The sequence below is a fragment of the Arthrobacter pityocampae genome (assembly GCF_002927275.1).
In the GTDB taxonomy this organism is placed as follows: Bacteria; Actinomycetota; Actinomycetes; order Actinomycetales; family Micrococcaceae; genus Arthrobacter_D; species Arthrobacter_D pityocampae.
In genome coordinates this window covers 450,369-475,898 of sequence record NZ_PRKW01000002.1, presented here as the reverse complement: position 1 = coordinate 475,898, position 25,530 = coordinate 450,369, and the positions used below count along the sequence as shown (strand labels likewise).

Annotated in this window: 19 protein-coding genes and 1 pseudogene; 8 read left to right on the top strand and 12 right to left on the bottom strand. The window is 70.2% G+C overall.

The window, feature by feature from the left end:
* Nucleotides 1–7 precede the first annotated feature (7 nt).
* A complete protein-coding gene (locus C4K88_RS06070; RefSeq protein ID WP_104120713.1) occupies nucleotides 8–3,016 on the top strand; it encodes a bifunctional [glutamine synthetase] adenylyltransferase/[glutamine synthetase]-adenylyl-L-tyrosine phosphorylase in 3,009 nt (1,002 codons plus the stop codon).
* Between the two features lie 21 nt (nucleotides 3,017–3,037).
* Here C4K88_RS06070 and C4K88_RS06065 read toward each other — a convergent pair whose 3' ends face one another.
* Nucleotides 3,038–3,694: a GmrSD restriction endonuclease domain-containing protein gene (locus C4K88_RS06065; RefSeq protein WP_104120712.1), complete on the bottom strand. Its 657-nt coding sequence runs from the start codon at nucleotides 3,692–3,694 to the stop codon at nucleotides 3,038–3,040.
* Between the two features lie 201 nt (nucleotides 3,695–3,895).
* On the opposite strand from C4K88_RS06065, the gene C4K88_RS06060 reads away from it, so the two are divergent.
* Nucleotides 3,896–4,750 (top strand): carbohydrate kinase family protein, encoded by an 855-nt coding sequence (locus C4K88_RS06060; RefSeq protein ID WP_104120825.1) that lies wholly within the window; start codon nucleotides 3,896–3,898, stop codon nucleotides 4,748–4,750.
* A gap of 204 nt (nucleotides 4,751–4,954) precedes the next feature.
* On the opposite strand, the gene glnA is transcribed toward C4K88_RS06060, so the two are convergent.
* On the bottom strand, nucleotides 4,955–6,379 hold the full coding sequence (gene glnA, locus C4K88_RS06055) for a type I glutamate--ammonia ligase (RefSeq protein WP_104120711.1): 1,425 nt from the start codon (nucleotides 6,377–6,379) through the stop codon (nucleotides 4,955–4,957).
* A gap of 255 nt (nucleotides 6,380–6,634) precedes the next feature.
* Between glnA and C4K88_RS06050 the strand changes: the two genes are divergently transcribed.
* A complete protein-coding gene (locus tag C4K88_RS06050) occupies nucleotides 6,635–7,072 on the top strand; it encodes an RDD family protein (protein ID WP_104120710.1) in 438 nt (145 codons plus the stop codon).
* A 74-nt stretch (nucleotides 7,073–7,146) separates the two neighbouring features.
* Here C4K88_RS06050 and C4K88_RS06045 read toward each other — a convergent pair whose 3' ends face one another.
* The 4 genes from C4K88_RS06045 to C4K88_RS06030 form a co-directional block, all read right to left on the bottom strand.
* Nucleotides 7,147–7,899 (bottom strand): DUF4191 domain-containing protein, encoded by a 753-nt coding sequence (locus C4K88_RS06045; RefSeq protein ID WP_104120709.1) that lies wholly within the window; start codon nucleotides 7,897–7,899, stop codon nucleotides 7,147–7,149.
* 70 nt (nucleotides 7,900–7,969) lie between these two features.
* Nucleotides 7,970–8,971, bottom strand: a complete 1,002-nt coding sequence (lipA, locus tag C4K88_RS06040; protein WP_104120708.1) for a lipoyl synthase — start codon at nucleotides 8,969–8,971, stop codon at nucleotides 7,970–7,972.
* Nucleotides 8,968–9,705, bottom strand: coding sequence for a lipoyl(octanoyl) transferase LipB (lipB, locus tag C4K88_RS06035; protein ID WP_104120707.1), 738 nt, complete (start codon nucleotides 9,703–9,705; stop codon nucleotides 8,968–8,970). The genes lipA and lipB overlap by 4 nt, the downstream gene beginning before the upstream one ends.
* A gap of 61 nt (nucleotides 9,706–9,766) precedes the next feature.
* Nucleotides 9,767–10,168, bottom strand: a complete 402-nt coding sequence (locus C4K88_RS06030) for a hypothetical protein (protein ID WP_104120706.1) — start codon at nucleotides 10,166–10,168, stop codon at nucleotides 9,767–9,769.
* Between the two features lie 133 nt (nucleotides 10,169–10,301).
* On the opposite strand from C4K88_RS06030, the gene C4K88_RS06025 reads away from it, so the two are divergent.
* Nucleotides 10,302–12,458 carry a serine/threonine-protein kinase gene (locus tag C4K88_RS06025; RefSeq protein WP_104120705.1) on the top strand — a complete coding sequence of 719 codons (2,157 nt, stop codon included), beginning with the start codon at nucleotides 10,302–10,304 and terminating at the stop codon, nucleotides 12,456–12,458.
* 33 nt (nucleotides 12,459–12,491) lie between these two features.
* Here C4K88_RS06025 and C4K88_RS06020 read toward each other — a convergent pair whose 3' ends face one another.
* The 5 genes from C4K88_RS06020 to C4K88_RS06000 form a co-directional block, all read right to left on the bottom strand.
* Nucleotides 12,492–13,388, bottom strand: a complete 897-nt coding sequence (locus C4K88_RS06020; RefSeq protein WP_104120704.1) for a TIGR01777 family oxidoreductase — start codon at nucleotides 13,386–13,388, stop codon at nucleotides 12,492–12,494.
* Between the two features lie 101 nt (nucleotides 13,389–13,489).
* Nucleotides 13,490–13,921, bottom strand: coding sequence for an OsmC family protein (locus C4K88_RS06015; RefSeq protein WP_104120703.1), 432 nt, complete (start codon nucleotides 13,919–13,921; stop codon nucleotides 13,490–13,492).
* A 138-nt stretch (nucleotides 13,922–14,059) separates the two neighbouring features.
* Nucleotides 14,060–15,925: a 2-oxoglutarate dehydrogenase, E2 component, dihydrolipoamide succinyltransferase gene (sucB, locus tag C4K88_RS06010; RefSeq protein ID WP_104120702.1), complete on the bottom strand. Its 1,866-nt coding sequence runs from the start codon at nucleotides 15,923–15,925 to the stop codon at nucleotides 14,060–14,062.
* 153 nt (nucleotides 15,926–16,078) lie between these two features.
* Nucleotides 16,079–17,461, bottom strand: coding sequence for a dihydrolipoyl dehydrogenase (gene lpdA, locus C4K88_RS06005; protein ID WP_104120701.1), 1,383 nt, complete (start codon nucleotides 17,459–17,461; stop codon nucleotides 16,079–16,081).
* 265 nt (nucleotides 17,462–17,726) lie between these two features.
* Nucleotides 17,727–19,274 carry a leucyl aminopeptidase gene (locus C4K88_RS06000; protein WP_104120700.1) on the bottom strand — a complete coding sequence of 516 codons (1,548 nt, stop codon included), beginning with the start codon at nucleotides 19,272–19,274 and terminating at the stop codon, nucleotides 17,727–17,729.
* Between the two features lie 174 nt (nucleotides 19,275–19,448).
* On the opposite strand from C4K88_RS06000, the pseudogene C4K88_RS05995 reads away from it, so the two are divergent.
* The 4 genes and pseudogenes from C4K88_RS05995 to C4K88_RS05980 all read left to right on the top strand — a co-directional run.
* Nucleotides 19,449–20,342, top strand: a pseudogene (locus C4K88_RS05995) (proteasome assembly chaperone family protein); the annotation flags it as partial.
* Nucleotides 20,343–20,520: 178 nt separating this feature from the next.
* A complete protein-coding gene (locus tag C4K88_RS05990) occupies nucleotides 20,521–21,852 on the top strand; it encodes an MFS transporter (RefSeq protein WP_104120698.1) in 1,332 nt (443 codons plus the stop codon).
* A gap of 112 nt (nucleotides 21,853–21,964) precedes the next feature.
* Complete coding sequence (locus C4K88_RS05985) at nucleotides 21,965–23,443, top strand: DUF4192 domain-containing protein (RefSeq protein ID WP_104120697.1); 1,479 nt, start codon at nucleotides 21,965–21,967, stop codon at nucleotides 23,441–23,443.
* 312 nt (nucleotides 23,444–23,755) lie between these two features.
* Nucleotides 23,756–24,961 carry an RNA polymerase sigma factor gene (locus tag C4K88_RS05980; protein WP_104120696.1) on the top strand — a complete coding sequence of 402 codons (1,206 nt, stop codon included), beginning with the start codon at nucleotides 23,756–23,758 and terminating at the stop codon, nucleotides 24,959–24,961.
* A gap of 207 nt (nucleotides 24,962–25,168) precedes the next feature.
* Here the strand turns inward: C4K88_RS05980 and C4K88_RS05975 are convergent, their stop codons facing one another.
* Nucleotides 25,169–25,390: a DUF7455 domain-containing protein gene (locus C4K88_RS05975; protein WP_104120695.1), complete on the bottom strand. Its 222-nt coding sequence runs from the start codon at nucleotides 25,388–25,390 to the stop codon at nucleotides 25,169–25,171.
* Nucleotides 25,391–25,530: the final 140 nt, after the last annotated feature.

The following is a 25,530-nucleotide window of genomic DNA, read 5'->3' as shown; positions in this document are numbered from 1 at the left end:
TTGGGACATGAGCCTCAACCGCAAGTTGATCAGTTACGGCTTCACGGACCTCGAGAAGAGCCGGCGTTTCCTGGACGCACCGGAACTCGAGGGCCTCGACGACGACGATCTCTTCGCGGGTCTGGCCGTGGCCGCCAACCCGGACATGGCGCTGCAGTCCTTCGTGAGGCTCACGGCCGTGGACCGCACGGCGGTCGCGGCGGCCTTCGCGGACGCGGGCCGCCGCGGCCTCCTGTTCCGGCTGCTGGGCGCCTCCGAGGCGCTCGGGGAGTTCCTCATGCGCCACCCGGAGCACCTCGACGTGGTGAGGTCCCGGCCCGCGACACCGCCGGTCGTCGCACCCGAGGACGTGCGCGCGGAGCTGCTCCGTTCCGTCGACGCCGACCCGGCGGCGGCCAACCCCGTCGCGGGGGTCGTCGGCGTCGACGCCTACTGCCGGCTGCGGGTCGCCTACCGGAGGCTCCTGACGGACCTGGCCGTCCGCGACCTCGGCCACTGCATCCCCGTCGACTACCTGCCCGTCGTCGGACGTGAGCTCGCGGACCTCGCGACCGCCGCCCTGGAGGCCTCCCTCGCCGTCGCCCGCGCCGAACTGGGCGAGGTGTACGGGCCCGACGTCGTCGCCCGGGTCAGGCTCGCCGTGATCGCGATGGGCAAGTGCGGCGCCCGCGAACTGAACTACATCTCCGACGTCGACGTCGTCTACGTGGTGGAGGGGGAGGACCTCGAGGACGCGACGCTCACGCGGATCGGGACGGGGCTCGCGTCCGGCATGTCCCGGGGCGTCTACTCGTCCGGGCCGGAGCCCGCCCTGTGGGAGGTCGACGCGAACCTCCGGCCCGAGGGCAAGGACGGCCAGCTCGTACGGACGCTGCAGTCGCACGTGGCCTACTACGAGCGGTGGGCGAGGACCTGGGAGTTCCAGGCCCTGCTGAAGGCCCGGGCCGCCGCGGGGGACGCCGACCTCGGCCGGCGGTACGAGGAGGCCATCGCCCCGCTCATCTGGGCGTCGTCGCAGCGGGAAGGGTTCGTGGAGGGCGTCCGGGCCATGCGCCGCCGCGTCACGGACAACATCGCTCGCGACGAGGAGGCCCGCCAGCTGAAGCTCGGTCCGGGCGGCCTGCGCGACGTCGAGTTCACCGTGCAGTTGCTGCAGCTCGTCCACGGCCGGCTGGACGGGTCGCTGCGGGTGCGCGACACCGTCTCCGCCATCGCCGCCCTCAGCGCCGCCGGGTACGTGGGACGCTCCGACGCGATGGACCTCGACGACGCCTACCGGTACCTGCGGGTCCTCGAGCACCGGATCCAGCTCATGCAGATGCGCCGGACCCACCTGATGCCCGAGGACGAGACGTCGCTGCGCGCCCTGGCGCGGTCCTCCGAGGGGTGCATGGTGACGGTGCGCCCGAGCGCCCAGAGCCTCCACGCCAAGTGGCAGTCCACGCGGCGGCTCGTCCGACGGCTCCACGAATCGATCTTCTACCGGCCGCTGCTCAACAACGCGGCGACGCTCCGGCCCGAGGACGTGCAGCTCACGGCGGAAGCGGCCCAGGCGCGGCTCGCGGCGCTCGGCTATCAGGATCCGCGGGGCGCGATGCGCCACATCGAGGCGCTCACGGGCGGGCTCCGGCGTCGGGCCCTGCTGCAGCGGCAGCTCCTGCCCATCCTGCTGGGCTGGTTCGCCGACGGCGTGGATCCCGATGCCGGGCTCCTCGGCTTCCGCCGGCTGAGCGAATCGCTCGGCGAGAGCCACTGGTACCTGGGCATGCTGCGCGATTCCAACGCCGCCGCGGAGCGGCTCTGCACCGTCCTGTCGAGCAGCCGGTTCATCACCGACCTCCTGGAGGTGTCGCCGGAGTCGACGCAGTGGCTCGGCGCCGATGCCGAGCTCGTCCCGGACACCTTCGAGGCCCAGTGGCACGAGATCCAGTCGAAGATGTCGCGGCACCCCGAGCCGGAGGACGCCATCCGCCTCATCCGCCTCATCCGGCGGCGTGAGCTGCTGCGGATCGCCATCGCCGACAGCTCGAACCTGCTGACCCAGGCGGAGGTGGGGGAGGCGCTGTCCGACGCCGACCGCGCGGCGGTCCTCGGGGCACTGCACGTGGCGGAGAAGGAGGTGTTCGCGGGGGCCGAGCAGCTGACCGACGTCGTCGTCATGGCGATGGGACGCCAGGGCGGCCGCGAGATCACCTACGGGTCCGACGCCGACGTCATCTACGTCCACCGGCCGCGGCCCGGCGCGGACGAGGCGGCGGCCCAGAAGCAGGCGGAGACGATCGTGGCCCGGCTGGTCGCGCTGCTCACGCAGCCCTGCAAGCCGGCGGTGCTCGCCGAGCGGGTGCTGGAGATCGACGCCGCCCTCCGCCCTGAGGGCAAGCAGGGTCCGATGGTGCGCTCCATCGGCTCCTACCGCGAGTACTACCGCCGCTGGTCCCTCGTGTGGGAGGCGCAGGCGCTCCTGCGGGCCCGGCCCCTCGCCGGCGACGACGGCCTGGCCGCCGAATTCCTCGAGCTCATCGACCCGGTGCGGTACCCGCGGGAGCTGGCCGAGACCGACGTCCGCGAGATCCGGCGCATCAAGGCGCGCGTCGAAGCGGAGCGGCTCCCGCGCGGAGCCGACCCGTCGCGGCACCTGAAGCTGGGACGCGGTGCGCTCAGCGACGTCGAGTGGCTCGTGCAGCTCCTCCAGCTGCAGCACGCACACGCGGTCCCGGCCCTGCGCGTGCAGTCCACGCTCGCGGCGCTGGACGTGATCGAGGCCGAGGGGCTCGTGCCGGCCGAGGACGTCGCGATCCTGCGCGGCAGCTGGACCCTGGCCACCCGCATCCGCGGGGCCAACGTCATCTGGAGCGGCCGCGGGTCCGATCTGCTGCCGTCCTCACGCCGCGACCTCGAGGCGGTGGCGCGCTGGTGCGGCTACGGCCCGGACAGCGGCTCCCACCTCGAGGAGGACTACCTCCGGATGACACGGCGCAGCCGGAGCATCTTCGAGCGCCACTTCTACGGGTACTAGCGTCCCGGTCCGGCCGGGACGTCAGTACTTCGTGATCGCGAGGTTCGTGGCAGCGCACTGGTCCGCCAGGCGCACGAGCGCCGCCTTCTCGCGCGAGTCCGCGGTCATGCCCCACCGTGCCTTCACCGTGATCCACTGCGCGAGGTACGAGCACTGATTCTTCGGCGGCATCCAGTCCTCGGGACCCTTGGCCTGCTTTTGCTGGTTCAGGAGCGTCGTCTGGGCGTTGAGGGCTCCTGCGTAGCCGGTGTCGTTGTAGAACGCGACACGGCGTGCCTGCGTCCACTTCCGCGCCCCCGACCCCCAGGTCTCGGCCACCGGGACGGTGTGGTCGATCTGCGCGGTGGACGCCGAGGTATGGACCTTGTTGTCGAAGGTCGTCGTCCAGCGGCCCGTGGCGACAGTGCAGCGGCGTGCCGTCGTATAGGAGAGCGCGGCCTTCGACTCGGTGACGAGGACCTCGGCGCGGGTGTTCTGGCAGTCCTTGTCCTGGTCGAGCCAGCCACCGAAGTAACGGTTCCGGTCGTAGCCGACATTGTTCTCGGCGGCTACCGGGAGGGCCCGGGCCGCGGCGCGAAGAGTGGTGGTGTACGTCGCTCCCGCGTCGGCCGGAGCGGCGATGCCGGTGAAGAGAAGGCCGGCGGCCAGGACAGCGACAAGTCCCGATCTGATGTTCATGGTGTCCCCGAAAGTAATGACCGTCCCCTCTGGACGCCTCCGGCAGTCTGCCACGTATTTCCACCGGTACCGTGGAATTGCGGTAATGCTTCGGTCTTTCTTCGGATATCGACAGGCCTTCGCATTCTTCCCGGCTACGACAGGTCTTTCGGGGTTCTTCGGACAGGAGGGTGTGAACGGGGCGCGCGCTAGGCTGCGATGATGTCCGTTCGTCCGATCGTCGTCATCTGTGGCCCCGCTTCGTGGAACCACCTGATTCTCCTTGATCACCTCCCGGAGCCCGTTCCGCACATGCAGTTCGCGCGGCGCTCCTGGCACACGGTCGGAGGCACGTCAGCGGGGAAGGCCCTGCACCTGGCGGATCTCGGCATCGACGTGCGCCTGTGCGCTCCCGTCGGCGCGGACGAAGCCGGCGGGCGGGTACGCGATGCCCTGACCCTGGCCGGCGTCACCGTCGAGGCGATTGCATCGGAGCGCACGGAGCGCCACGTCAACCTCATGACGGACGGTGGTGGCCGGGTGTCCCTCTACGTTTCGGTGCCGTCCACGCCGGCGGAGGACGACGTCGACGCCGCCGTGGCGAGCGTGGGAGCGGCGGATCTCGCCGTGATCGACCTGAGCGAGCTCGGCCTGTCGGTGCTCGAACGCGGCGGGCATGGGCAGACACCGCTCTGGATGGACCTCCACGACTACGACGGATCGTCCGCCTTCCACGAGCCGTTCCTGGGGGCGGCCGACGCCGTCTTCATGAACGACGACCGGACGGACGATCCCTGGGAACTCATGCGCTCCTGCCTTGCACGAGGGCCCCGCCTGGCGGTCTGTACACGCGGGGCACAGGGTGCGATAGCGCTGGAAGCGGACGGGACGCGCCACGACGTTGCTGCTTCTCCCGCCGACGTCGTGGACACCAACGGTGCGGGCGATGCCTTCATGGCCGGCTTCCTGGGCGCGACCCTGCGCGGCGCGTCAATTGCAGATTCCCTCGAAGCGGCTTCCGCTCAGGCCCGCGTCGCGATCGAGAGTGAGCATCTGCATCCCGTCCTGGGGCGTTGAATTCATGGTCTCGGGGTGCGACCTCACTTCGGCTCGCGATGTGCCGTCCTCGTGCCGACCTGAATTGTCGGCGGAACAATTGTTCCGCCACGGGCCGGCGGTGATTCCGGGCAAAAGGAAAGTCCGTACGGGCGGTCGGCACCGAAGTGCCGACCGCCCGTACGGACTCCTCGCGGACCGAAACCCGTTCAGTCGCGGATCCGACTAGACGCCGTAGTAGAGCTCGAACTCGTAGGGGTTCGGGCGCAGCGAGAGGGGCTTGATCTCCATCTCGCGCTTGTACTCGATCCATGTGTCGATCAGGTCCTGCGTGAAGACGTCGCCGGCCTGCAGGAACTCGTTGTCCGCCTCGAGGGCCAGGAGAGCCTCCTCGAGCGAGCCGGGAGCCTTCTGGATGTCCTTGGCCTCCTCGGCGGGAAGCTCGTAGAGGTCCTTGTCGATGGGGTCCGCGGGTTCGATGCGGTTCTTGATCCCGTCGAGGCCGGCCATGAGCTGCGCGGCGAACGCGAGGTACGGGTTCGACGACGGGTCCGGCGCGCGGAACTCGATGCGCTTGGCCTTCGGGTTGGACCCGGTGATCGGGATGCGGATGCCGGCGGAGCGGTTGCCCTGCGAGTAGACCATGTTGACCGGGGCCTCGAAGCCCTTGACCAGGCGGCGGTAGGAGTTCACCGTCGGGTTGGTGAACGCCAGGACGGCGGAGGCGTGCTTGAGCAGGCCGCCGATGTACCAGCGGGCCGTGTCCGACAGGCCGGCGTAGCCGCGCTCGTCGTAGAACAGCGGCTGTCCGTCGCTCCACAGGGACTGGTGGCAGTGCATGCCCGAGCCGTTGTCGCCGAAGACGGGCTTCGGCATGAAGGTGGCCGACTTGCCCCATGCGTTCGAGACGTTCTTGACGATGTACTTGAACTTCTGCAGGTCATCCGCAGCGTGGGTCATCGTCGTGAACTTGTAGTTGATCTCGGCCTGGCCGGCGCCGCCGACCTCGTGGTGGGACCGCTCGACCTCGAGGCCCGCCTTGTCGAGCTCGACGCAGATCGCGTCGCGCAGGTCGGCCTGCTTGTCGACCGGGGACACCGGGAAATAGCCACCCTTGAACGGCGTCTTGTTGCCGAGGTTGCCGCCGATCTCCTCGCGACCGCTGTTCCAGGGCGCCTCGATGGAGTCCACCTTGTAGAAGCTGCCCTGCGGGGAGGACTCGTACTGCACGTTGTCGAAGATGAAGAACTCGGCCTCGGGGGCGAAGAACGCCGTGTCCGCGATGCCGGTGGAGGACAGGTAGGCCTCGGCGCGCTCGGCGACGCTGCGCGGGTCGCGGTGGTAGGGGTCACCGGTGCGCGGATTGACGATGGAGAAGTTCAGCGCGAGGGTCTTCTCGGTGCGGAACGTGTCGACGAAAGCCGTCGTCGGGTCCGGGATGAGCTGCATGTCCGACTCTGCGATGCCCTGGAAGCCGCGGATCGAGGAGCCGTCGAAGAGCTGGCCGTGGATGAAGAAGTCCGCGTCGACCGTCTTGGCCGGGACGTTGAAGTGCTGCTGCACGCCGGGCAGGTCGGTGAACCGTACGTCGACGAACTTGATGTCTTCGTCGGCTATGAATTTGAGGACCTCGTCCGCATTCTTAAACATCGATTCATGCTCCTATCACAGGGCTGGGGGAAAGACCGGGCGCCAGCGCGTGCCCCTGCACCGCGCGGGAAGTCACGAGCTCCGACGGAGTGGGACACTGCCGTCATCTCGTTCCAACTGTAGGAGCGGGCAGTTTCTCGCTGGTGTCGCCGTTGTTTCCGGGACGTTACATGGGGGGAAGTGCTCTTCCCACCCTAGCGCGTTCCTGCGCGCGGGGGCATAATGCCGTGGTTCACCGCCCGGTACGCTGGAGGCGTGGTGAACAGAGATGACATCGGCTCGTGGATGGAAGGCCCTCCTCCGTCGGGCGATCAGCAGTGGCCCGGCCAGCGGCTCGGGCGCCCGGAATCCGGCCCGGGGTCGATCGCCCGCTTCGGCCCGAGGGCTGCGGCGCTCCTGATCGACTGGGTGATCTGCTCGCTGATCTCGGCGGCGTTCTTCGACTACGACTCCTTCGCCACGCTGTACCTCTTCCTCGTCGAACAGATCCTGTTCGTCGGCTTCTTCGGGTACAGCATCGGGCATCGGATCCTCCGCATGCAGGTGCAGACCCTGGACGGGAAGCCTGCCGGCTACCTGACCGCGATCATCCGGAGCGTGCTCCTGTGCCTCGTGATCCCGGCCCTCATCATCGACGCGGACCAGCGCGGACTCCACGACCGGGCGCGCGGTACGGGACTCTTCCGGATCTAGGCCGCACCACGACCCCGGACACGCGAAGAGCCCCTCCCGTCGGGAGGGGCTCTTCGCGTGCCGCTATCCGGAGGTCAGCGCCCGCGCATGGCCTTGCGGTCCGGGCGAGCCTTGAACGGGTCCACGCCCTTGGGGATCGGGAGCTTCGTCCCGAGGGCGCTCAGTCGCTTGTCGACGGCGGACACCTCCTGCTTGGTGAGGGTCTTCTTGAGCTTCTGCACGGTCTTCGGGAGCTTCGCGAGGGGGACCTGACGCTCGTCACGCCCGGTCTCGATGACATGGACGGGGACGTTCGGGATGATGCGGGACATCTTGCGCTTCTCGCCGTCCACGAGCTGCTTGACCCGCGTGGACGGGCCCTCCGAGACGAGGATGACTCCCGGGCGACCGATCACGCGGAACACGGCGTCCTGGGTGCGCGGGTTGACGGCGACGGGCTGCTCCTGCAGGATCCAGCCGCGCCGCAGCACGCTGAGCGCTGCACCGGCCGCGCCGGGCCTTCCCTCGATCTGCGAGAACGCCGCGCGTTCGGCCCGGCGGGACAGGATGAAGATCGCCGCGAGGAACGCGAGCGGGACGGCGATGATCATCAGCGTGATGACGTTGTCGATCAGCAACCCGATCAGCAGCCCGAGCGCGATGATGCCGACGAACGCGAGCAGCATGAACCAGACGACGCTCGGATCGTTGCGCCGCGTCATCTTGAAGACTTCGCGGATCTGCTTCATCCGCCCGGTTTTCTTCGGGCCCTTCCCAGGCTTCGGCTTGCGCGAGAAAAGACGGCGTTTGGGCGTGGGGGAACCGGAAGGATCGATCGTGTGCGACATAGTTCTTCGATTCTACGGGATGGCGGGGAGCCGACCGCGGCGCGGTCCGCCGTCGTGGGCGGCGGACGCGTCAGCCGGCGAGGAGCGAGGACGCTTCCTGCAGGGCGGACCCGGATTCGTCCAGGTGGGCGAGCTCCGGGGGGAGCTCCAGGCCCTTCTTGCGCATGGCGCGCGCCCAGAGGCGGCCCGCCCTGTACGAGGAGCGCACGAGGGGCCCACTCATGACGCCGAGGAACCCGATCGCCTCCGCTTCCTCGCTCAGCTCGACGAACTCGGCGGGCTTGACCCACCGGTCGACGGGCAGGTGGCGCTCGCTCGGGCGCAGGTACTGCGTGATCGTGATGAGGTCGCAGCCGGCCTCGTGCAGGTCGCGAAGGGCCTCGGAGATCTCCTCCCGGGTCTCGCCCATGCCGAGGATGAGGTTCGATTTCGTGACCATGCCGCGGTCGCGCCCCTGCGTGATGACGTCGAGGGAGCGCTCGTACCGGAACGCCGGGCGGATCCGCTTGAAGATGCGGGGGACGGTCTCGACGTTGTGCGCGAAGACCTCCGGGGCGGCATCGCAGATCGCAGCGATGTGCTCGGGACGGCCGGAGAAATCGGGGATGAGGATCTCCACGCCCGTGCCCGGGTTCATGCTGTGGATCTGCCGGATGGTCTCGGCGTACAGCCAGACACCCTCATCGGGCAGGTCGTCACGTGCGACACCGGTGACGGTGGCGTACCGCAGGTTCATGGACTGCACCGACTGCGCGACCTTGAAGGGCTCACTGCGGTCGAGGGGCTGCGGCTTGCCGGTGTCGATCTGGCAGAAGTCGCACCGGCGGGTGCATTCGGAGCCGCCGATGAGGAAGGTGGCCTCGCGGTCCTCCCAGCACTCGAAGATGTTGGGGCACCCCGCCTCCTCGCAGACGGTGTGCAGGCCCTCCTTCTTCACGAGGTTCTTCATGGCGACGAATTCGGGGCCGATGTTGACCTTCGCCTTGATCCAGTCGGGCTTTCGCTCCACCGGTGTCTCGGCGTTGCGCGCCTCGACGCGCAGCAGTCGGCGGCCCTCGGGTGCAAGACTCACAGGGAAGCTCCTTCTGGCTGGTTCTGGGCGGGGGCGGGCAGACCGCCGGCACCAGCAGGGTAGTGATCGGGTGCTTCGGCGTCGTCCTTGCCCACCAGTACAGCCTCATTCTTGCGCAGTTCGGCTTCGATCGACGACACGAGATCGGCAGGCGTGACGGTGCGGCCGCATTCGGCGGAGATCGAGGTGACCCCGGCGTCGGTGATACCGCAGGGGACGATCTGCTGGAAGGGTGCGAGGTCGTTGCTGCAGTTGATGGCGAAGCCGTGCATCGTGACGCGGTTCCTGACCCGGATGCCGATCGCCGCGATCTTGCGCGCGGGCTGCGAGCCGGTCTCCGCGAGCCACACACCGGACCGCCCCTCGATCCTGATGCCGTCGATCCCGAGGGGGCGCAGCGAGGCGATGATGACCTCCTCCAGGATGTGGACGTAGTCGGCGACGCGCGCCGGATCCCGCAGCGCGAGGACGGGGTAGCCGACCAGCTGCCCCGGGCCGTGCCAGGTGAGCTTCCCGCCACGATCGACGGGCACCACGGGCGTTCCGTCGAAGGGCCGCTCGTGCTCCTCGGTCCGCTTGCCGGCGGTGTACACGGCGTCGTGCTCGAGGATGAGGACGGTGCTCGGCGCGGAGCCCGCCACCACCTGGGCGTGGAGCGCCTTCTGCATCTCCCACCCCTGGGTGTACTCGATGTAATCCGGAGCCAGTCCGACGCGCGACAGCACAAGAGTCATGGGATAAGCCTAGTCCTGTGCAGTGACACCCTCCTGCCATCTGGCTCTGCCCTGGAGCCGGCTACTGGACCAGCGGCCCCGCGCGGTCAGTGCGGATGGTTGCGCCGGTCCTCGGAGCGGGCGGGAGATCGAAGGTGGCACCGAGGCGGACCAGCCGCCAGTCCGTCCCGGCGCGGCGCACCTCGAAGTGGAGGATCGGGGACACGGGGCCGGTCTGGGCCCGGAAGCGCCAGAAGTCGGTCCGCCACGGGTGGATGGGCCGGACGTCCTCCATGCCGGTCGGTGTCGAGGGCAGGGCCCGCCAGGTGGACCAGTGGCGGCTCGGGCCCAGCACGTGCCACAGGGAGCCGCGCCAGCGCAGTCGGCAGGGCTGCGGGACGCCCGTGACGTCCTCGAAGGTGAGTCCGACCGACTCGTCCACCGGACGCCATGCCTCGACCGGGTCGCTGGGAATGCGTTTCATGATTACCTGCCTCGTCGGGACTGTGCGTTAAAAATAGAACATATGTTCTACTCCTGCAATCACTTCCGGTCGCTTGTCGGGCCGGGCTGTGGATAACGCTGATGGAGGCGTCTGCATGGCCTAGAACTGGACCATGAACGAGGACGCGGGAGTGACGGAGGCGGGGCGGTCATCGCGCGTCACAGCGGGTACGCCATCGGGCGCGGCCCCGGAGGACGCCGCGCTGTCGTCCGATCCGCCGGTCGCTCCCGATGGGTGGGCCACCGAGCCCACCGATCGGGAGCGGCCGGCCGTCCCGGGCCTGCGGGTGGGGCGTCTCCTGGGCAGGGGTGGTTCCTCCGCGGTGTGGCTGGTGACGGACGGTGACGGACGGCGGTTTGCGCTGAAGGTGGTCGCTCCGGACGATCCGGGCCCTGCGGAGCAGCAGGCTGCGCGCCGCTCTGCGGAGGCGCAGGTCGTGGTCTCGGCTGCGGCGCCGAGCCGGCGCGCGAGACGTGCCGCCTCCGGGGGTGCGGCTCCCGCCCCGGGGCCGGCGCCGGTCGGACCGGCGACTCCGGCTCCGGCTGCCGCGTCGGGCGTCGAACGCGGCACGGGCGGCGCCGACACCGGCGTCACGGAAGCCCCCGACCCCGGCGTGCTCGCGCGCGAACTGAGGCTCCTGCAACGCTTCACCCACGACCACCTCGTTCCGGTCCACGGCATCGTCGGGACGGACCACGGCCCCGGTCTGCTGATGGACCTCGCCCCCGGCGGCTCGCTCCTCGGCCTCGTGACGACTCGCGGCCCGCTGCCGGTCCCCGAGGTCGTGACCGCCCTGGTCCCGGTGGCACAGGCGCTCGGCTACCTGCACGCCGCCGGCGCCCTGCACGGCGACGTGACGCCGGGAAACATCCTCTTCACGGCCGAGGGCAAGCCGCTCCTCGCCGACTTCGGGACCGGTCGACTGCTGGGCGCCGCACGGGGAGGAATTTCGGGAACGCCCGGCTTCCTCGACCCGCTCCACGACGGATCGTTCGAGCCCGGCGCCGATGTCTTCGCCCTGGCGGCCGTGGCCTGGTTCGCCCTGACCGGTCGTGTCCCCGGACCCGCCGAGCAGCGGCCGCCCCTCGTGCTGATCGTCCCGGAGGCGCCCCTGGAACTCATGCAGCTCGTCGAGGACGCGCTGAGCTCCGACAGGGTCCGACGACCCACCGCGGAGGACTTCGCCCGCGGACTGCTGGCTGTGTCCATGCCGGTTCCCGTCGACCTCGTCCCGGCCGTGCATGCAAGCGTGCTGCCTGACCTGCTGACCCGGCGCACCGACACCCCCGCCGGTGATCCGCGGTCCCGGGGGAGGCGGATGACGGGCCGGCGCTCGCGCGCCCACGGGGGAGTGCCAGGAGGCCGCGATGCCGAAAGGGCAGGGCGCCCGTCCGCAGGAAGGTCGCAGCCGGAACGCGTCCTGAGGAGACGGCGCGGGGACGTGCGCCCCCGCAGGGGACGGCGCCGCGCAACCCTGCTCCATGGGCAGCGGGTGGGCCCGATTCGACGGGACCGGCGGGCCCGCGTCGTGGTGGCCGCCCTGGCCGGTGTGGCCGCTGTCGCCCTGCTCGTCGCAGGGATGGTCCTGACCGTCGACGGATTCCGTTCGGAGCCCGCGGTCGGCCATGCTCCCGATCCGCCGTCCGTGACCACCGCGGGCGCTCCCGATCAGGTGCCGTCCGCTGCCGGGCCCGATCCTGCGGCTCCGGGCCCGTCGGACAGGACCGCCCGCGCCGGGACGGAACCGTCGGACCGGGACGATGCCTCGGGGGAGAGTGCTGCCGGTGGCGCGGACGCGGATCGGGCAGCGCGGGCCGATGATCCCGCCGTGGCGCTGGAGGGCCTGGCGGCCCTGCGGGCACAGGCCTTCACGCAGGCCGATCCCGACCTGCTCGCACGGGTCGACGTCGAGGGATCCCCTGCCATGGCGACGGACCACGAAGCGGTCAGCGCGCTCGCGGGGACGGGCAGGGCGCTCCGGAACCTGTCGATCGCCATCCGGGACCCGGTCGCCCTGACGGATGCGGCCCTGGCCGGCCTGCCGGGGCTCGCGAACCTGCCGGTGGTCGCCGAACCCCCGCCCGGAACCAGGGTCTCCGTGGTCCGGGCAAGGGCAGCGCTGTCGTCCTACACCGAGACGGCGGCCCCGGCATCGCAGCGGCCCGGGTCGACGACGCCGAGGGACGCCGCCTTGCAGGACCTGGTCTTCGTCCTGTGGACCTCAGGCGAGGGGTGGCGGATCCACTCGGTCGTGGCGCCGCCCGACTGAGTGGATCCACCGGACTGAGTGGATCCGCCGTCGTCAGGACGTCGCGGTGCGGTGCACCCAGCCCGCGAGGGCCTCCGGCGTGGGCTCGTCGAACGTGAAGCCGGCCCGGGTCAGCGCCCGGGGCTCCATGCGCTGGCTGACCAGCAGGAGTTCGTAGGCGAGTTGCCCGATGACGGTGGTCAGGATCTGCCCGGGCACACGGAACCACACCGGGCGGCTGAATGCCTTGCCGAGCTGCAGGGTGATGGCGTCCAGGGTCGCGGGCACCGGAGCGCTCAGATTGACCGGGCCGGACAGCGGGGCTGTGAGGAGGAACTCGAGCGCCCTGACCTCGTCGCGGAGACTGATCCACGGCCACCACTGGCGACCGGAGCCGAGGGACGTCCCCGCGAAGAACCGGATCGGGATGAGCAGGGGAGGCAGGGCTCCGCCCTCCTTCGCCATGACGATCCCGGTGCGGGCCAGAACGACGCGGACACCGTCCGGAGCCTTGAGCGCCTCGGCTTCCCAGCGGCGGCAGATGTCGGCGAGCAACGTCCCGCCGGACGACGAGCCCTCGGTCAGCACCTCGTCGCCGCGGTCCCCGTAGTAGCCGGAGGCGGACTGGCTGATGAACACCGTGGGCGGGTTCGAGGCCTTCCGCATCGCGTCGACGAGCGTCCGGGTCGCCGTGATACGCGACGAGTACAGCGTCTCCTTGTAACTCCTCGTCCAGAGTCCCCCTGCGATGCCCGCCCCGGAGAGGTTGATGACGGCGTCGGCCCACTCGACGGCCTCGACGTCGAGGTCCCCGGCTGCGGGATTCCACCGGACCTCCTGCGGCCCCTTGGCGGCCCTGCGCACCAGGCGCCGGACCTCGTGGTTCGTCTCGAGCTGGCGGATGAGGGCAGTACCGATGGTCCCGGACGCGCCGGCGAGGAGGATGCGCATGATCCCATCGAACCACTTGTCGCAGGGGAACGGTACCGGGCCGCGGCGGACGAAGGACCCCGGACGGTGTCCGGGGTCCTTCGTCCGCTGGGCGGGAGGCCTCAGCCGTGGAGCGTGGCCGTCAGGGAGATGTCCTTGACCGCGGCCAGCGCCTGCGACACGGGGCAGCCTTCCTTGGCACCCCGGGCGAGCCGCTGGAAGTCGTCCTCGGACAGTCCGGGGACGGTGGCGTCGAGCGTGAGACGGATGGCGGTGATCCCGGTGCCCGGCTGGAAGTCGACCTCGGCCTTCGTCTCGACGCGTTCCGGGGTCTTCCCCTCCTCGCCGAGGGCGTGGCTGAAGGCCATGGAGAAGCAGGCGGAGTGAGCGGCGGCGATGAGCTCTTCCGGGCTCGTCTTGCCCTCGGACTGCTCGGCGCGTGCCTTCCAGGTGACGTCGTAGGTGCCGAGGCCGGAGGAATCGAGCGAGACCTGCCCCGACCCCGTGGGGAGGTCCCCGCTCCAGACGGTGTGGGCTGTGCGAACGGTAGCCATGGTTCTCCTTGGTGTTGAACGGACACGGGGGTCGCATCCGGTGCTTCGCTCCCATCCTAGGGAGCGAGGTGGAAACAGGAGAAGCCGCCTCCCTCACGGGAAGCGGCTTCTCCTGCGCACCTGGTGGATCGGAGGGCGCTACAGGCCGAGGTCGGCCTCGAACGCGCCACCCTCCAGGCGTGCCTTCAGGGTCTGCAGGAAGCGGCCTGCGTCCGCGCCGTCGACGAGGCGGTGGTCGTAGGTGAGGCTCAGGTACATCATGGAGCGGATGGCGATCGTGTCGTCACCGTCGGGACCGGTGACGACCACGGGACGCTTGACGATGATGCCGGTCCCCAGGATGCCGACCTGCGGCTGGTTGATGATCGGTGTGTCGAACAGTGCCCCGGCGGAGCCGATGTTCGTGATCGTGAACGTCCCGCCCGAGAGCTCGTCCGGACCGATCTGGCCGTTGCGGGTGCGGGCACCGACATCGGCGATCTTCTTCGCCAGCCCCCCGAGGTTGAGGTTGCCGGCGTCCCGGATCACGGGGACGAGCAGGCCCTTCTCGGTATCGACCGCGATCGCCAGGTGCTCGGCGTCGTGGTAGGTGACTTCCTTCTTCTCCTCGTCGAAGGACGCGTTCAGCTTCGGGTGCTGCTTGAGCGCCTCGGTGACGGCCTTGGAGAGGAAGGGCAGGAAGGTCAGCTTCGCGCCGTTCTGGGCCAGGAAGGTGTCCTTCGACGCCGTCCGCAGCTTCGCGATGCGGGTCATGTCGACCTCGATCACCTGCGTGAGCTGGGCCGACACCTCGAGCGACTCGCGCATGCGCTTGGCGATCGTCTGCCGGATGCGCGGGGCCTTCTCGACGGTGCCACGAAGCTTCGAGGGCTCGACGGCGGGAGCCGCGGGCTTCGACGGCGCAGCGGCCGCGGGAGCGGACGCTGCCGGCTCCGGGGTCGTGACCTTCTTGGCTTCGGCTGCCTCGAGGACGTCCTGCTTGCGGATGCGTCCTCCGACACCGGTGCCCTTGACGGTCGACAGGTCGACGTCGTTCTGGTTGGCCAGGCGGCGGACGAGGGGAGTCACGTAGGCTGCGGCGTCCGAGCCTCCGGACACCTCCGCCGGCGCGGAGTCGGCCGCAGGCTTCGCGGCGGCCTTGTCCTCGGCCGCAGGCTTCGCGGCGGGCTTGTCCTGGGCCGGGGCGGGAGCGGCGGGCTTGTCCTCGGCGGGCTCGGGGGTCTGCTCGGCCTTATGGTCGGAGCCGGACTTCTCGGCAGGAGCGTCGTCGCGTTCCTCGGAGGGTGCCGCTGCCAGCGGTTCGCCCGACGCGGCCTCGACCTTCTTCGGCGCGGCGGCGCCCGAGCCGATCACGGCGAGGACCGCGCCGACCTCGGCGGTCTCGTCCTCGTTGACGCGGATCTCCTGGAGCTTGCCGGCGACGGGGGAGGGGATCTCCGTGTCGACCTTGTCGGTGGAGACCTCGAGGAGGGGCTCGTCGACCTCGACGTCGTCGCCGACGGCCTTGAGCCAGCGGGTGACGGTTCCCTCGGTGACGCTCTCGCCGAGCGCGGGGAGGGTGACCTCGGTCCCCTCGGCGGACTCGTCGGCGGAGGAGTCGGAGGACTCGGCCGCGGGAGCGGCTTCAGGAGCGGCCTTCTCGGGAGCAGCCTCGGGTTCGGCGGGAGCCTCCTCCTCGGCCGGAGCGGCGGAAGCGGCACTGTCCGAGTCGGCACTCCCGGCATCGGCACTCCCGGAATCGGCACTGCCCGAGTCGTCGCTCCCGGAGCCGTCGCCGATGCGCACGAGCGGGGCGCCGACCTCGGCGGTCTCGTCCTCGGCAACGAGGATCTCCTCGATCACGCCGGCGATCGGGGAGGGGATCTCGGTGTCGACCTTGTCGGTGGAGACCTCGAGGAGGGGCTCGTCGACCTCGACACGGTCACCGACCTGCTTCAGCCAGCGGGTGACGGTGCCTTCGGTGACGCTTTCACCGAGAGCGGGCAAGTTCACGGATTCAGACATAGTGCGCCCGTTTCTCCTTCGTAGATCGTTCCTTGGCAGCTGGCCGACGCGGGGGGCGGGTCCAGCTGGACGTGCTCGGATTTCCTGCTTCCGAGCTTAGTCCACGCCCTCGGGGCGTGGACCAAGCCGGTGGTGTACCTGGGGTGTTGCGCGTCAGCCGTGCAGCGGCTTGCCGGCCAGGGCGAGGTGGGCCTCGCCGAGGGCCTCGTTCTGCGTGGGGTGGGCGTGGATGAGCGGTGCCACGTCCTCGGGGTACGCCTCCCAGTTGACGATCAGCTGTGCTTCGCCGATCTGCTCGCCCATGCGGCTGCCGAGCATGTGGACCCCCACGATCGGGCCGTCCTTCTCGCGGACGAGCTTCACGAGGCCGCCGGTGCCGATGATCGAGCTCTTGCCGTTGCCGGCGAGGTTGTACTCGTGCGTCTCGACGCGGTCGTCGCCGAACTTCTCGCGGGCGGCCTTCTCGGTGTACCCCACGGAGGCGATCTCGGGATCGCTGTAGGTGACCTTGGGGATGTTCAGGTCGGCGACGACGACGGGCTTCAGGCCGCCGATCTCCTCCGCCACGAAGATGCCCTGCTGGAAGCCGCGGTGAGCCAGCTGCAGGCCGGGGACGATGTCCCCGATCGCGTAGATGTTCCCGACGCCGGTGTGGAGGCGCTCGTCGGTGATGACGAAGCCGCGGTCCATGGTCAGGCCGGCCGCTTCGTACCCGAGGTCCTTCGTGACGGGCCCGCGCCCGACGGCGACGAGCATGAGGTCCGCCTCGAAGGTCTTGCCGTCCTCGAGGGACACGACGACGCCGTCGTCGTTCTGCTCGACGGACTTGAAGCGGGTGCCGGTGTTGAACTTGATGCCGCGCTTCTTGAACGCCCGCTCGAAGCCCTTGACGATGGAGGCGTCCTCGTTCGGGACGAGGGAGGGCAGTGCCTCGATGATGGTGACGTCCACGCCGAAGGACTTCCACACGGACGCGAACTCGCAGCCGATGACGCCGCCGCCGAGGATGATCACGGACTTCGGGACGAAGTCCATGGTGAGTGCCTGGTCCGAGGTGATGACCTTGCCGCCGATCTCCAGGCCCGGGAGGCTGCGCGAGAAGGAACCGGTGGCCAGGACGATGTGCTTGCCGGTGTAGACGGTGCCGTCGACGTCGATGGTGTTCTCCGACGCGAGCTTGCCCGAGCCCTCGATGACCGTGATGCCCTTGGACTTGATGAGTCCCTGCAGCCCCCGGTACTTGCCGGCGATGATGCCGTCCTTGTACGCGTTGACGGCGTTCATGTCGATCGACTCGAAGGTGGCCTTGACCCCGTACTTCTCGGCGTCGCGGGCGCCGTCGGCGATCTCGGCCGAGTGCAGGAGCGCCTTCGTGGGGATGCAGCCGTTGTGGAGGCAGGTGCCGCCGAGCTTGCCCTTCTCGATGAGTCCCACGGTGAAGCCCAGCTGCACCGCGCGGAGAGCCGCGGCGTAGCCGCCGCTGCCTCCACCGAGTACCAGGATGTCGAATTCTTGCGCAGTTGCCGATGCGGCCACTTGGACGCTCCCTCGCGTGGTCTGTTGACGCGCAGGGCGCGTCGGTTGATAGATCGGTGATGACTGATGCGGTCGCAGTGCGGTCGCAGGTGCTTCGTACCCTTGTTTTTCACCCTATCCCCAGTTGTGGCCTGCATCCACTTGGAGCGCGTGCGCGTCCGGCGGTTGCCGGCCGATGTGCGCATTCTCACCTGATCGGGGAGAGGCGGCGGGGACGGGAGGGGTCGGGGCGCCGGGCCGGGATGCCGTCCCGGCGCCCCGGAGGTCACGCGGTGCGGGCGAGGACGTCCTCGACGTACGCCAGCAGGGTGCGGACCCCGACGCCGGTGCCCGCCTTCGGGGTGTACCCGTACGCGCCGCCCTCGTTGAAGGCCGGTCCGGCGATGTCGAGGTGTGCCCAGGGGATCTTCTCGCCGTCGACCTGACCGACGAACTCGCGCAGGAACACCGCGGCGGTCATCATCCCGCCGTTCCGCTCGCCGATGTTGGCGAGGTCCGCGACCTGCGACTCGAGGCTGGGACGCAGCTCCTCGGGCAGGGGCATGGGCCAGAACTGCTCGCCCGCGCGGTCCGCGGCGGCCTTGACGGCGTCCCGGACGCCGTCGTCGCCCATGACGCCGGAGACCCGCGTGCCGAGGGCGATCATCTGCGCTCCCGTGAGGGTCGCGATGTCGATGATGGCGTCCGGGGACTCCTCGCTCGCGGCGGCGAGTCCGTCGGCGAGGACCAGGCGGCCCTCGGCGTCGGTGTTGAGGACCTCGACGGTGCGCCCGCCGTAGATGGACAGGACGTCCTCGGGGCGCTGCGCGGTGCCGGAGGGCATGTTCTCGGCCAGGCAGAGCCAGGCGGTGACCTTGGCGGGCAGGCCCAGCTCGGCGACGGCGAGGAGCGTGGTGAGGACGACGGCGGCGCCCGCCATGTCCAGCTTCATGGTCTGCATGCCGGCGGCGGGCTTCAGCGAGAGTCCGCCGGAATCGAAGGTGATGCCCTTGCCCACGAGGGCGAGGTGCACGGCGGACTTGGCGGGGGAGTACTCCACCTTGACCATGCGCGGGGGTCGCGAGGATCCCTTGCCGACGCCGAGGAGGCCGCCGTAGCCGTCGCGCTCGAGGCGCTTCTCGTCCATCACGGTGACCTTGACGGGGAGACCGCGCGTGAGCTCCTTCGCGGCCTGCGCGAAGGTCTCCGGGTAGAGGTGGCTCGGCGGCTGGTTCACGAGCGTCCGTGTGGCGTTCACGTTCTTGCCGAGGATGACGGCGCGTCGGAGCGCCGGGGCCAGGTCGGCGTCGTCGGCCACCGGCGTGTACACGACGACGGCGCGGACGGCCTCCCGGTTCTTCGGCGGGGAGACCGTGCCGTCCGCCGCGATCCCGGACTTGTGCCCCTCGTAGGCGTACGCGCCGAAGGCGGCGCCCTCGGCGACGGCGGCGGCGGCCAGGACGCTCTCCGCGGGCAGGGCGAGGACGACGGTCTCGAGCCCGGTCAGCTGGCGGATCGCGGCGCCCGCGGCGCGGCGGAGGGTCTCCGGTGCGAGCACCTCACCGGCGGACACCGGTCCGACGCCGGAGAGCACGAGGGAGTCGGCGCCGGTCTCGGGCAGGCCCGGGAAGCGGCGGACCTCGTCCGCGGCACCGGTGATGCCGAGGACCTGGAGGGAATCCCCGAGGGCGCGCGCGGCCTTCGCGGGGAGGGGGCTGTCGAGCAGGACGGGCCCGTCGGCCCCCTTCGCGACCGCGATCACGAGCGCGTCGCTCGGAATCTTCTTGAGGTCCTTCGCGGAAGCGGTCAGGTGTAGCTCGGTGGTCTTGATCACGGAATCTGTCTCCTCGTGTCCGGCTGGGTTGTCCAGATCGGCGTTGCGGGTGGTTCCGGTATCCGGTGGGCCGGGAACCGTCCTGACGATCGTAGTCTCTGTGCCGCGGCGCCCCGGAATGAAGCCGGCGCAGGCGGTGTTGACGAATGCAGGACCTGACCCGAGGAGAGAGCCATGCTGGATCCACGAACCCTGTACACCGCCGACACCGATGCCTTCGACCACCCCGCGAGCCGGGGCCTTCCCCTGCTGGTGAGCCTGACCGGCTTCATGGACGCCGGGCAGGTCGTCTCGCAGGTCAGCGAGGAACTCCTCGAGGTGCTCGAGCACGAGCCCGTCGCGGTGTTCGACGCCGACCAGCTCATGGACTACCGCGGCCGCCGCCCGAAGATCACGTTCGCCGAGGACCACCTGACGGACTACCGGCCGCACCGGCTCGAACTGCACCGCCTGTACGACGGGCTCGGTGAGCCCTTCCTGCTGCTGACCGGCGCCGAGCCGGACTTCCAGTGGGAGCGTTTCGCGAGCGCCGTCGTCGGACTCGTCGAGGACCTGGACGTGCCGATGACCTCGTGGATCCACGCGATCCCGATGCCCGTCCCGCACACGCGGCCGATCGGCGTCACGCTGCACGGCAACCGGTCCGACCTCATCGACGGCATGAACGCCTGGCGTCCCACGGCCGAACTGCAGGCCTCCATCGGGCACGTGCTGGAGCTGCGGCTGGTCGAGGCCGGGCACGACGTCGTCGGGCACGTCATCCACGTGCCCCACTACCTCGCTGAGGCCGAGTACCCGCCCGCCGCCGTGGCGGGCCTCGAGTACCTGGGCGCGACCGCCGGACTCGTCCTCCCCACCGACCGCCTGCGGGAGACGGGGCGCGACGTCGAACGGCAGATCGCCCGGCAGGTCGACAACTCCTCGGAGGTGCAGTCCGTCGTCGCCTCGCTCGAGAAGCGCTACGACGAGTACGCCGAGGGCGTCGCCCGGAAATCGCTCCTGGTGAAGGAGAACAGCGAGCTCGCCAGCGCGGAGGAGTTGGGCGCCGCCGTCGAGGCCTACCTGGCGAGCCCGCAGGCGGAGGAGGAGTCGACGCTGCTCTGGGACACCGAGTTCCTCGGGACCACGGCCATCGACTACGACCGCCCCGATGCCACGCCGGAGACCGGGGCCGCGTCGAAGCCCGGCACCCCGGACGGGCGCGACGACGGACAGGACGGCGCGCCCGCCGCTGGATAATGGGCAGGTGAATTCTTCGCGGGCACTCCTGGTCTGGGCGGCTGGGGTCGCGGCCTACCTCGTCGCCGTCACGCAGCGCACCACGTTCGGCGTGGCCGGCCTCGAGGCGACGGACCGCTTCAGCGCCTCGGCCTCGCAGCTGTCGGTCTTCACCGTCGTCCAGCTGCTCGTCTACGCCGGTCTGCAGGTGCCCGTCGGTGTCCTCGTCGACCGGTGGGGACCGAGGACGCTGATCGTCACCGGCGGCGTGCTCATGGCGTTGGGGCAGGCGCACCTGGCCTTCGCGGATACGGTCGGAGCCGGCATCGCGGGCCGCCTGCTCGTGGGCGCGGGGGACGCCATGACGTTCATCAGCGTCCTCCGACTGCTCCCCGCATGGTTCGAACCGCGCCGCATCCCCGTCCTCACGCAGTGGACGGGGATCATCGGCCAGCTCGGTCAGGTGGTGTCCGTCCTCCCGTTCGTCGCCGTGCTGTCCGTGGCCGGCTGGCAGTCCGCGTTCCTCTCGGCTGCAGCCCTGTCCGCGCTCGCCGTCCTGCTCGCGGTCGTCCTGATCCGGGACTCGCCCGTCGCCGGCACCCGGACCGTCCAGACCATCCGGGAGACGGGCACCTCCCTCGCCGCCGCCTGGAAGCAGCCTGGCACGCGGCTGGGCCTGTGGACGCACTTCACCATCCAGTTCCCCGGCACCGTCTTCGTCCTCATGTGGGGCTACCCCTACCTGGTGCGGGCCGAGAAGGTGGGCGAGGGCGCGGCGTCGGCGCTGATGACCCTGTTCGTCGCCGTCGGAATCGTCTGCGGACCCCTCCTCGGCCGGTACGTGGGCCGGCACCCCCTCCGCCGCTCCACCATGGTGCTCGCGATCGCCGCCCTGATGGCCGGGGCCTGGCTCGCGGTCCTCCTCTATCCGGGACCGGCCCCCCTCGTCCTCCTGACCCTGCTGGTGGTGGCGCTCGCCGTCGGGGGGCCGGGATCCATGATCGCCTTCGACTTCGCCCGCACGTTCAACCCTGCGGCACGCATGGGGACCGCCACCGGGATCGTGAACATCGGGGGCTTCCTGGCGTCCCTGCTGACCATGTTCGCCATCGGGACCGTCCTGGACATCCTGCTCGGTACCGGGTTCTCGCAGGGCGACCTGTACGCGCTGCCGTCCTTCCGCCTGGCCATGTCCGTGCAGATCCTCGTCCTGGCCGTCGGCGCCACGGCCGTCGTCATCGCGAGGCGGAGGGTCCGCCGCAGGATGGCCGAGCAGGGCGTCGTCGTGCCGCCGCTCCGTGACGCCCTGGCCCGCGAACGCCGGCGCCGCCGCGAGCAGCGGGCCGCCCGGGGCCGGTAGGGGTCGGTCGGACGGCTGCGGTCCGCTCCGGTCGGCTCCTGTCCGGGCCGGGGTTGTCCACATAAGCCGGGACTCCCGTGCGACCGGCGGGTGGCGGGAGCAGGCTGGCGGCATGTCATCTCCTTCCAGCCCGGTACCGGGCACCCCGGCGTCACCGTCCCTCGTGGTCAGCTCACCGGCCGACATCCTCTCCTACATCCCGCACGCCCTCGGCTTCCTGCCCTCCGAGAGCCTGGTGGTCCTGACCACCGCCGGCCGGAAGCTCGGGGCCACACTGCGGGTGGACCTCCCCGACGCCGGGGCGGACCCGCTCGGGTTCGCCCACGGCGTGCTCTCGTTCCTGGAGGGCGACCTCGACGCCGACGGCACGCTCGTCGTCGTGTACACCGAGGAGCCCTGGGGGCTAGGAGCCCCGGCGCCGCGCAGCGGGACGGTGCTCACCCTCGAGGACGTCCTCGATACCGCGGGCCTGCCCGTCCGGGGTGGCTGGCTCGTCTCGCGGTCCGCGTGGCGGGACTTCTTCTGTCTCGAGGAGGAGTGCTGCCCCTGGCCGGGCCACCCCCTCGACACCGTGGCGCACAGCGCGCTGAACGCCGAGCTGATCTTCGGCGGGAGTGCCTTCGACGCCTCCGCACCCGACGCCGTCCTCCGGGCCGCACCGTCCGTCGCCGAGCGGGCCACCGCGCGGACGGCAGCCCCGGACGCGGTGATCCGGGCCGTCGAGACCGCGCAGGCGCACTATGCCGCGTGCTGCGCCGGCCGGTGGACGACCCCCGACCAGTTCCGCGCGACATCCGCACTGTGGGACGCCGTCCTCCACCGCTTCGGGGAGTTCGACGCGGAGGCCGAGCCCGACGTCGCCGGGTTCCTCCTCGCGAGCGTCGAGGCGCGGGCGGTCCGCGACTTCCTCCTCGTCAGCGCGTGCCTCGGATCCGCAGCAGCAGTGGACGGCGCCGCGGGCTGCGGATTGCTCACTCCGGGCCCGCGGGCCGACACGCCCTCGACACCGGACGGAGGTCCTGCCGCCGCAGGGGTCCTGCCGGAGGTACGCAGGTGCGGTCCGCTCCACGATGCCGTGGCGGCGGTCCGCGCGGCGGGTGTCGCTGCAGAAGTCGACGCCGGCCTCGATCCCGAATCCGAATTCGAGGCCGGGCCCGACGCAGACCCCGGACCGGGTGGACGGCCCGAGGCCGGGTCCGACGCCCGCTACCCGGAGCCGCGGACGGCCGGGCCCGCCTCCTGCGGTGCCGGGGCCCTGCGCTATGCGGACGTGCTGGCGGGCAGGTACCCCGGCGCGATCGCGTGGGACCGCGTCGACGCCATGAGTATCCTCCTCGCGCGGCTCGCTGCGGTGTCGGACGGTGAGTCCTGTGCCGCGGCCCTCACCATGAGCGCCTGGTTCGAATACGCGCGGGGTCGGGGATCACGGGCGGCCGTCTTCCTCGACGCGGCGGAGCGGGCCGTGCCCGGCTACCGCCTCGCGCGTCTGCTGCACGAACTCCTGCGCCGCGGAGGGCTCCCGGTCTGGGCGCGGAGCCGCACCACCGCCTGGACGGAGGGTGCCGCGGCGGCCCTGCGTGTCGCAGCCTGAGGCGAGGCCAGGCTCCGCGGACCCGGCGGGACGGAGCGGCCCGCCGGCCGCGGGGTGATTTCCGGCGGGGCAGCGAACCGTGAGACAATGAAAGTTGAGACCCGGTTGGGTCCGTGCACCAGAACATCACCGAGCATTCCCACGCAGGCGGTCGCTGACAAGCGGCTCCCGGGGGAATAGCGAGGGCTGCGGGACCGTTCCCTTGGGAACTGTCCCGGGCAGTGTTCATCTGGTATCGAGCGCGGACTTGACAGGGTCATAGTGGTGTTGTCCCTCTGACGATGCCACACACCGCCGTACGAAAGGTTCTCTGTGTCGGTCAAGAAGACAGCAGCACCGGCGTCGCCAGACGCTGGTACCACCACTACCAAGCGACGGGTAGCGGCCAAGAAGCCCGCGACCAAGGCCGCTTCGTCGGCTGCCGCAGCCAAGGCCTCGGCCGCGGACGCCGAGGGTTCCGTGGACACCGCCGACACAACGGACCCTGCCATCGAGGTCGATGCCGAGGACGCGAAGCCCGAGACCCCCGAGGTCGGGACGAGCACCGGCTTCGTCTACTCCGATGCCGACGACGACGACGCACCTGCGCAGCAGGTCGTCTCCGCCGGTGCCACTGCGGACCCCGTCAAGGACTACCTCAAGCAGATCGGCAAGGTCGCCCTGCTGAACGCCGAGCAGGAAGTGGACCTGGCCCTGCGCATCGAGGCCGGCCTCTTCGCCGAGGAGAAGATCGCCGCCGATCCGGACATGGATCCGAAGCTGAAGCGCGAACTCGAATTCGTGATCCACGACGGCAAGCGGGCCAAGAACCACCTGCTCGAGGCGAACCTCCGCCTCGTCGTGTCCCTGGCCAAGCGCTACACCGGGCGCGGCATGCTCTTCCTCGACCTCATCCAGGAAGGCAATCTCGGCCTGATCCGCGCGGTCGAGAAGTTCGACTACACCAAGGGCTTCAAGTTCTCGACCTATGCGACCTGGTGGATCCGCCAGGCGATCACCCGCGCGATGGCGGACCAGGCCCGGACCATCCGCATCCCCGTCCACATGGTGGAGGTCATCAACAAGCTGGCCCGCGTCCAGCGGCAGATGCTGCAGGACCTCGGGCGGGAACCGACCCCGGAGGAACTCGCCCTCGAGCTCGACATGACGCCCGAGAAGGTCGTCGAGGTCCAGAAGTACGGCCGCGAGCCCATCTCCCTGCACACGCCGCTCGGCGAGGACGGCGATTCGGAGTTCGGTGACCTGATCGAGGACTCCGAGGCCGTTGTACCGGCCGACGCCGTGAGCTTCACACTCCTGCAGGAGCAGCTCCACTCCGTGCTGGACACCCTCTCCGAGCGGGAAGCCGGCGTGGTGGCCATGCGCTTCGGCCTGACCGACGGACAGCCGAAGACGCTGGACGAGATCGGTAAGGTCTACGGCGTCACGCGTGAGCGCATCCGCCAGATCGAGTCGAAGACCATGTCGAAGCTGCGTCACCCCTCACGGTCCCAGGTCCTGAGGGACTACCTCGACTGACCGTCGAGCATGCCCACGACGAAGGGCCCCTCCCACGGGAGGGGCCCTTCGTCATGGGACCCGGAATGGTGCGAACCCCGGGAAGTGTCCTGGAGGGAAGTGTCCTGGACGAGGAAAGGCCCGCTCCGTCGGAGCGGGCCTTTCCTCGTCTGTCAGCGCCTGTACACGGGGCGCCTTCTCGGGTCAGGGGTCGATGCTGTGGATCGATCAGTCGTCGGCGAGGGCCGGCTTCGCGTGAAGCCGCTGAGTCTCGTCCTGCCACTCAGAGGTGAGCGGCTTGAGGTTCGCTTCGACGGCACGCGCGTGGTGGCCGCAGAACAGAAGCTCTCCACCGGAGGACTGAAGGACTGCCCGAACATAGGCCTGGGCGCCGCAGCGGTCGCAGCGGTCCAGGGCAGTGAGCTCGCGAGTGGCTACTGCAGTGGTCATGAATGCCTCCTCATGTGGATCGTGTATTCATATAACCACTATTCGTCGCCGCACCTCCGCAGGTTGGGCCCCTTTCGCTTGCGGCGTATCAAGGGTATGGGTCACACCCCCGGCGGCGCGCGAAGACCGTACGGAGGCGT

What these genes read in the sequence shown, in the direction of transcription:
- C4K88_RS06070 (WP_104120713.1), top strand. Translation starts at nt 8, where the DNA reads ATGAGCCTCAACCGCAAGTTGATCAGTTACGGCTTCACGGACCTCGAG.
- C4K88_RS06065 (WP_104120712.1), bottom strand. Translation starts at nt 3,694, where the DNA reads ATGAACATCAGATCGGGACTTGTCGCTGTCCTGGCCGCCGGCCTTCTC.
- C4K88_RS06060 (WP_104120825.1), top strand. Translation starts at nt 3,896, where the DNA reads ATGTCCGTTCGTCCGATCGTCGTCATCTGTGGCCCCGCTTCGTGGAAC.
- glnA (WP_104120711.1), bottom strand. Translation starts at nt 6,379, where the DNA reads ATGTTTAAGAATGCGGACGAGGTCCTCAAATTCATAGCCGACGAAGAC.
- C4K88_RS06045 (WP_104120709.1), bottom strand. Translation starts at nt 7,899, where the DNA reads ATGTCGCACACGATCGATCCTTCCGGTTCCCCCACGCCCAAACGCCGT.
- lipB (WP_104120707.1), bottom strand. Translation starts at nt 9,705, where the DNA reads ATGACTCTTGTGCTGTCGCGCGTCGGACTGGCTCCGGATTACATCGAG.
- C4K88_RS06030 (WP_104120706.1), bottom strand. Translation starts at nt 10,168, where the DNA reads ATGAAACGCATTCCCAGCGACCCGGTCGAGGCATGGCGTCCGGTGGAC.
- C4K88_RS06025 (WP_104120705.1), top strand. Translation starts at nt 10,302, where the DNA reads ATGAACGAGGACGCGGGAGTGACGGAGGCGGGGCGGTCATCGCGCGTC.
- C4K88_RS06020 (WP_104120704.1), bottom strand. Translation starts at nt 13,388, where the DNA reads ATGCGCATCCTCCTCGCCGGCGCGTCCGGGACCATCGGTACTGCCCTC.
- C4K88_RS06015 (WP_104120703.1), bottom strand. Translation starts at nt 13,921, where the DNA reads ATGGCTACCGTTCGCACAGCCCACACCGTCTGGAGCGGGGACCTCCCC.
- sucB (WP_104120702.1), bottom strand. Translation starts at nt 15,925, where the DNA reads ATGTCTGAATCCGTGAACTTGCCCGCTCTCGGTGAAAGCGTCACCGAA.
- C4K88_RS05985 (WP_104120697.1), top strand. Translation starts at nt 21,965, where the DNA reads ATGTCATCTCCTTCCAGCCCGGTACCGGGCACCCCGGCGTCACCGTCC.
- C4K88_RS05975 (WP_104120695.1), bottom strand. Translation starts at nt 25,390, where the DNA reads ATGACCACTGCAGTAGCCACTCGCGAGCTCACTGCCCTGGACCGCTGC.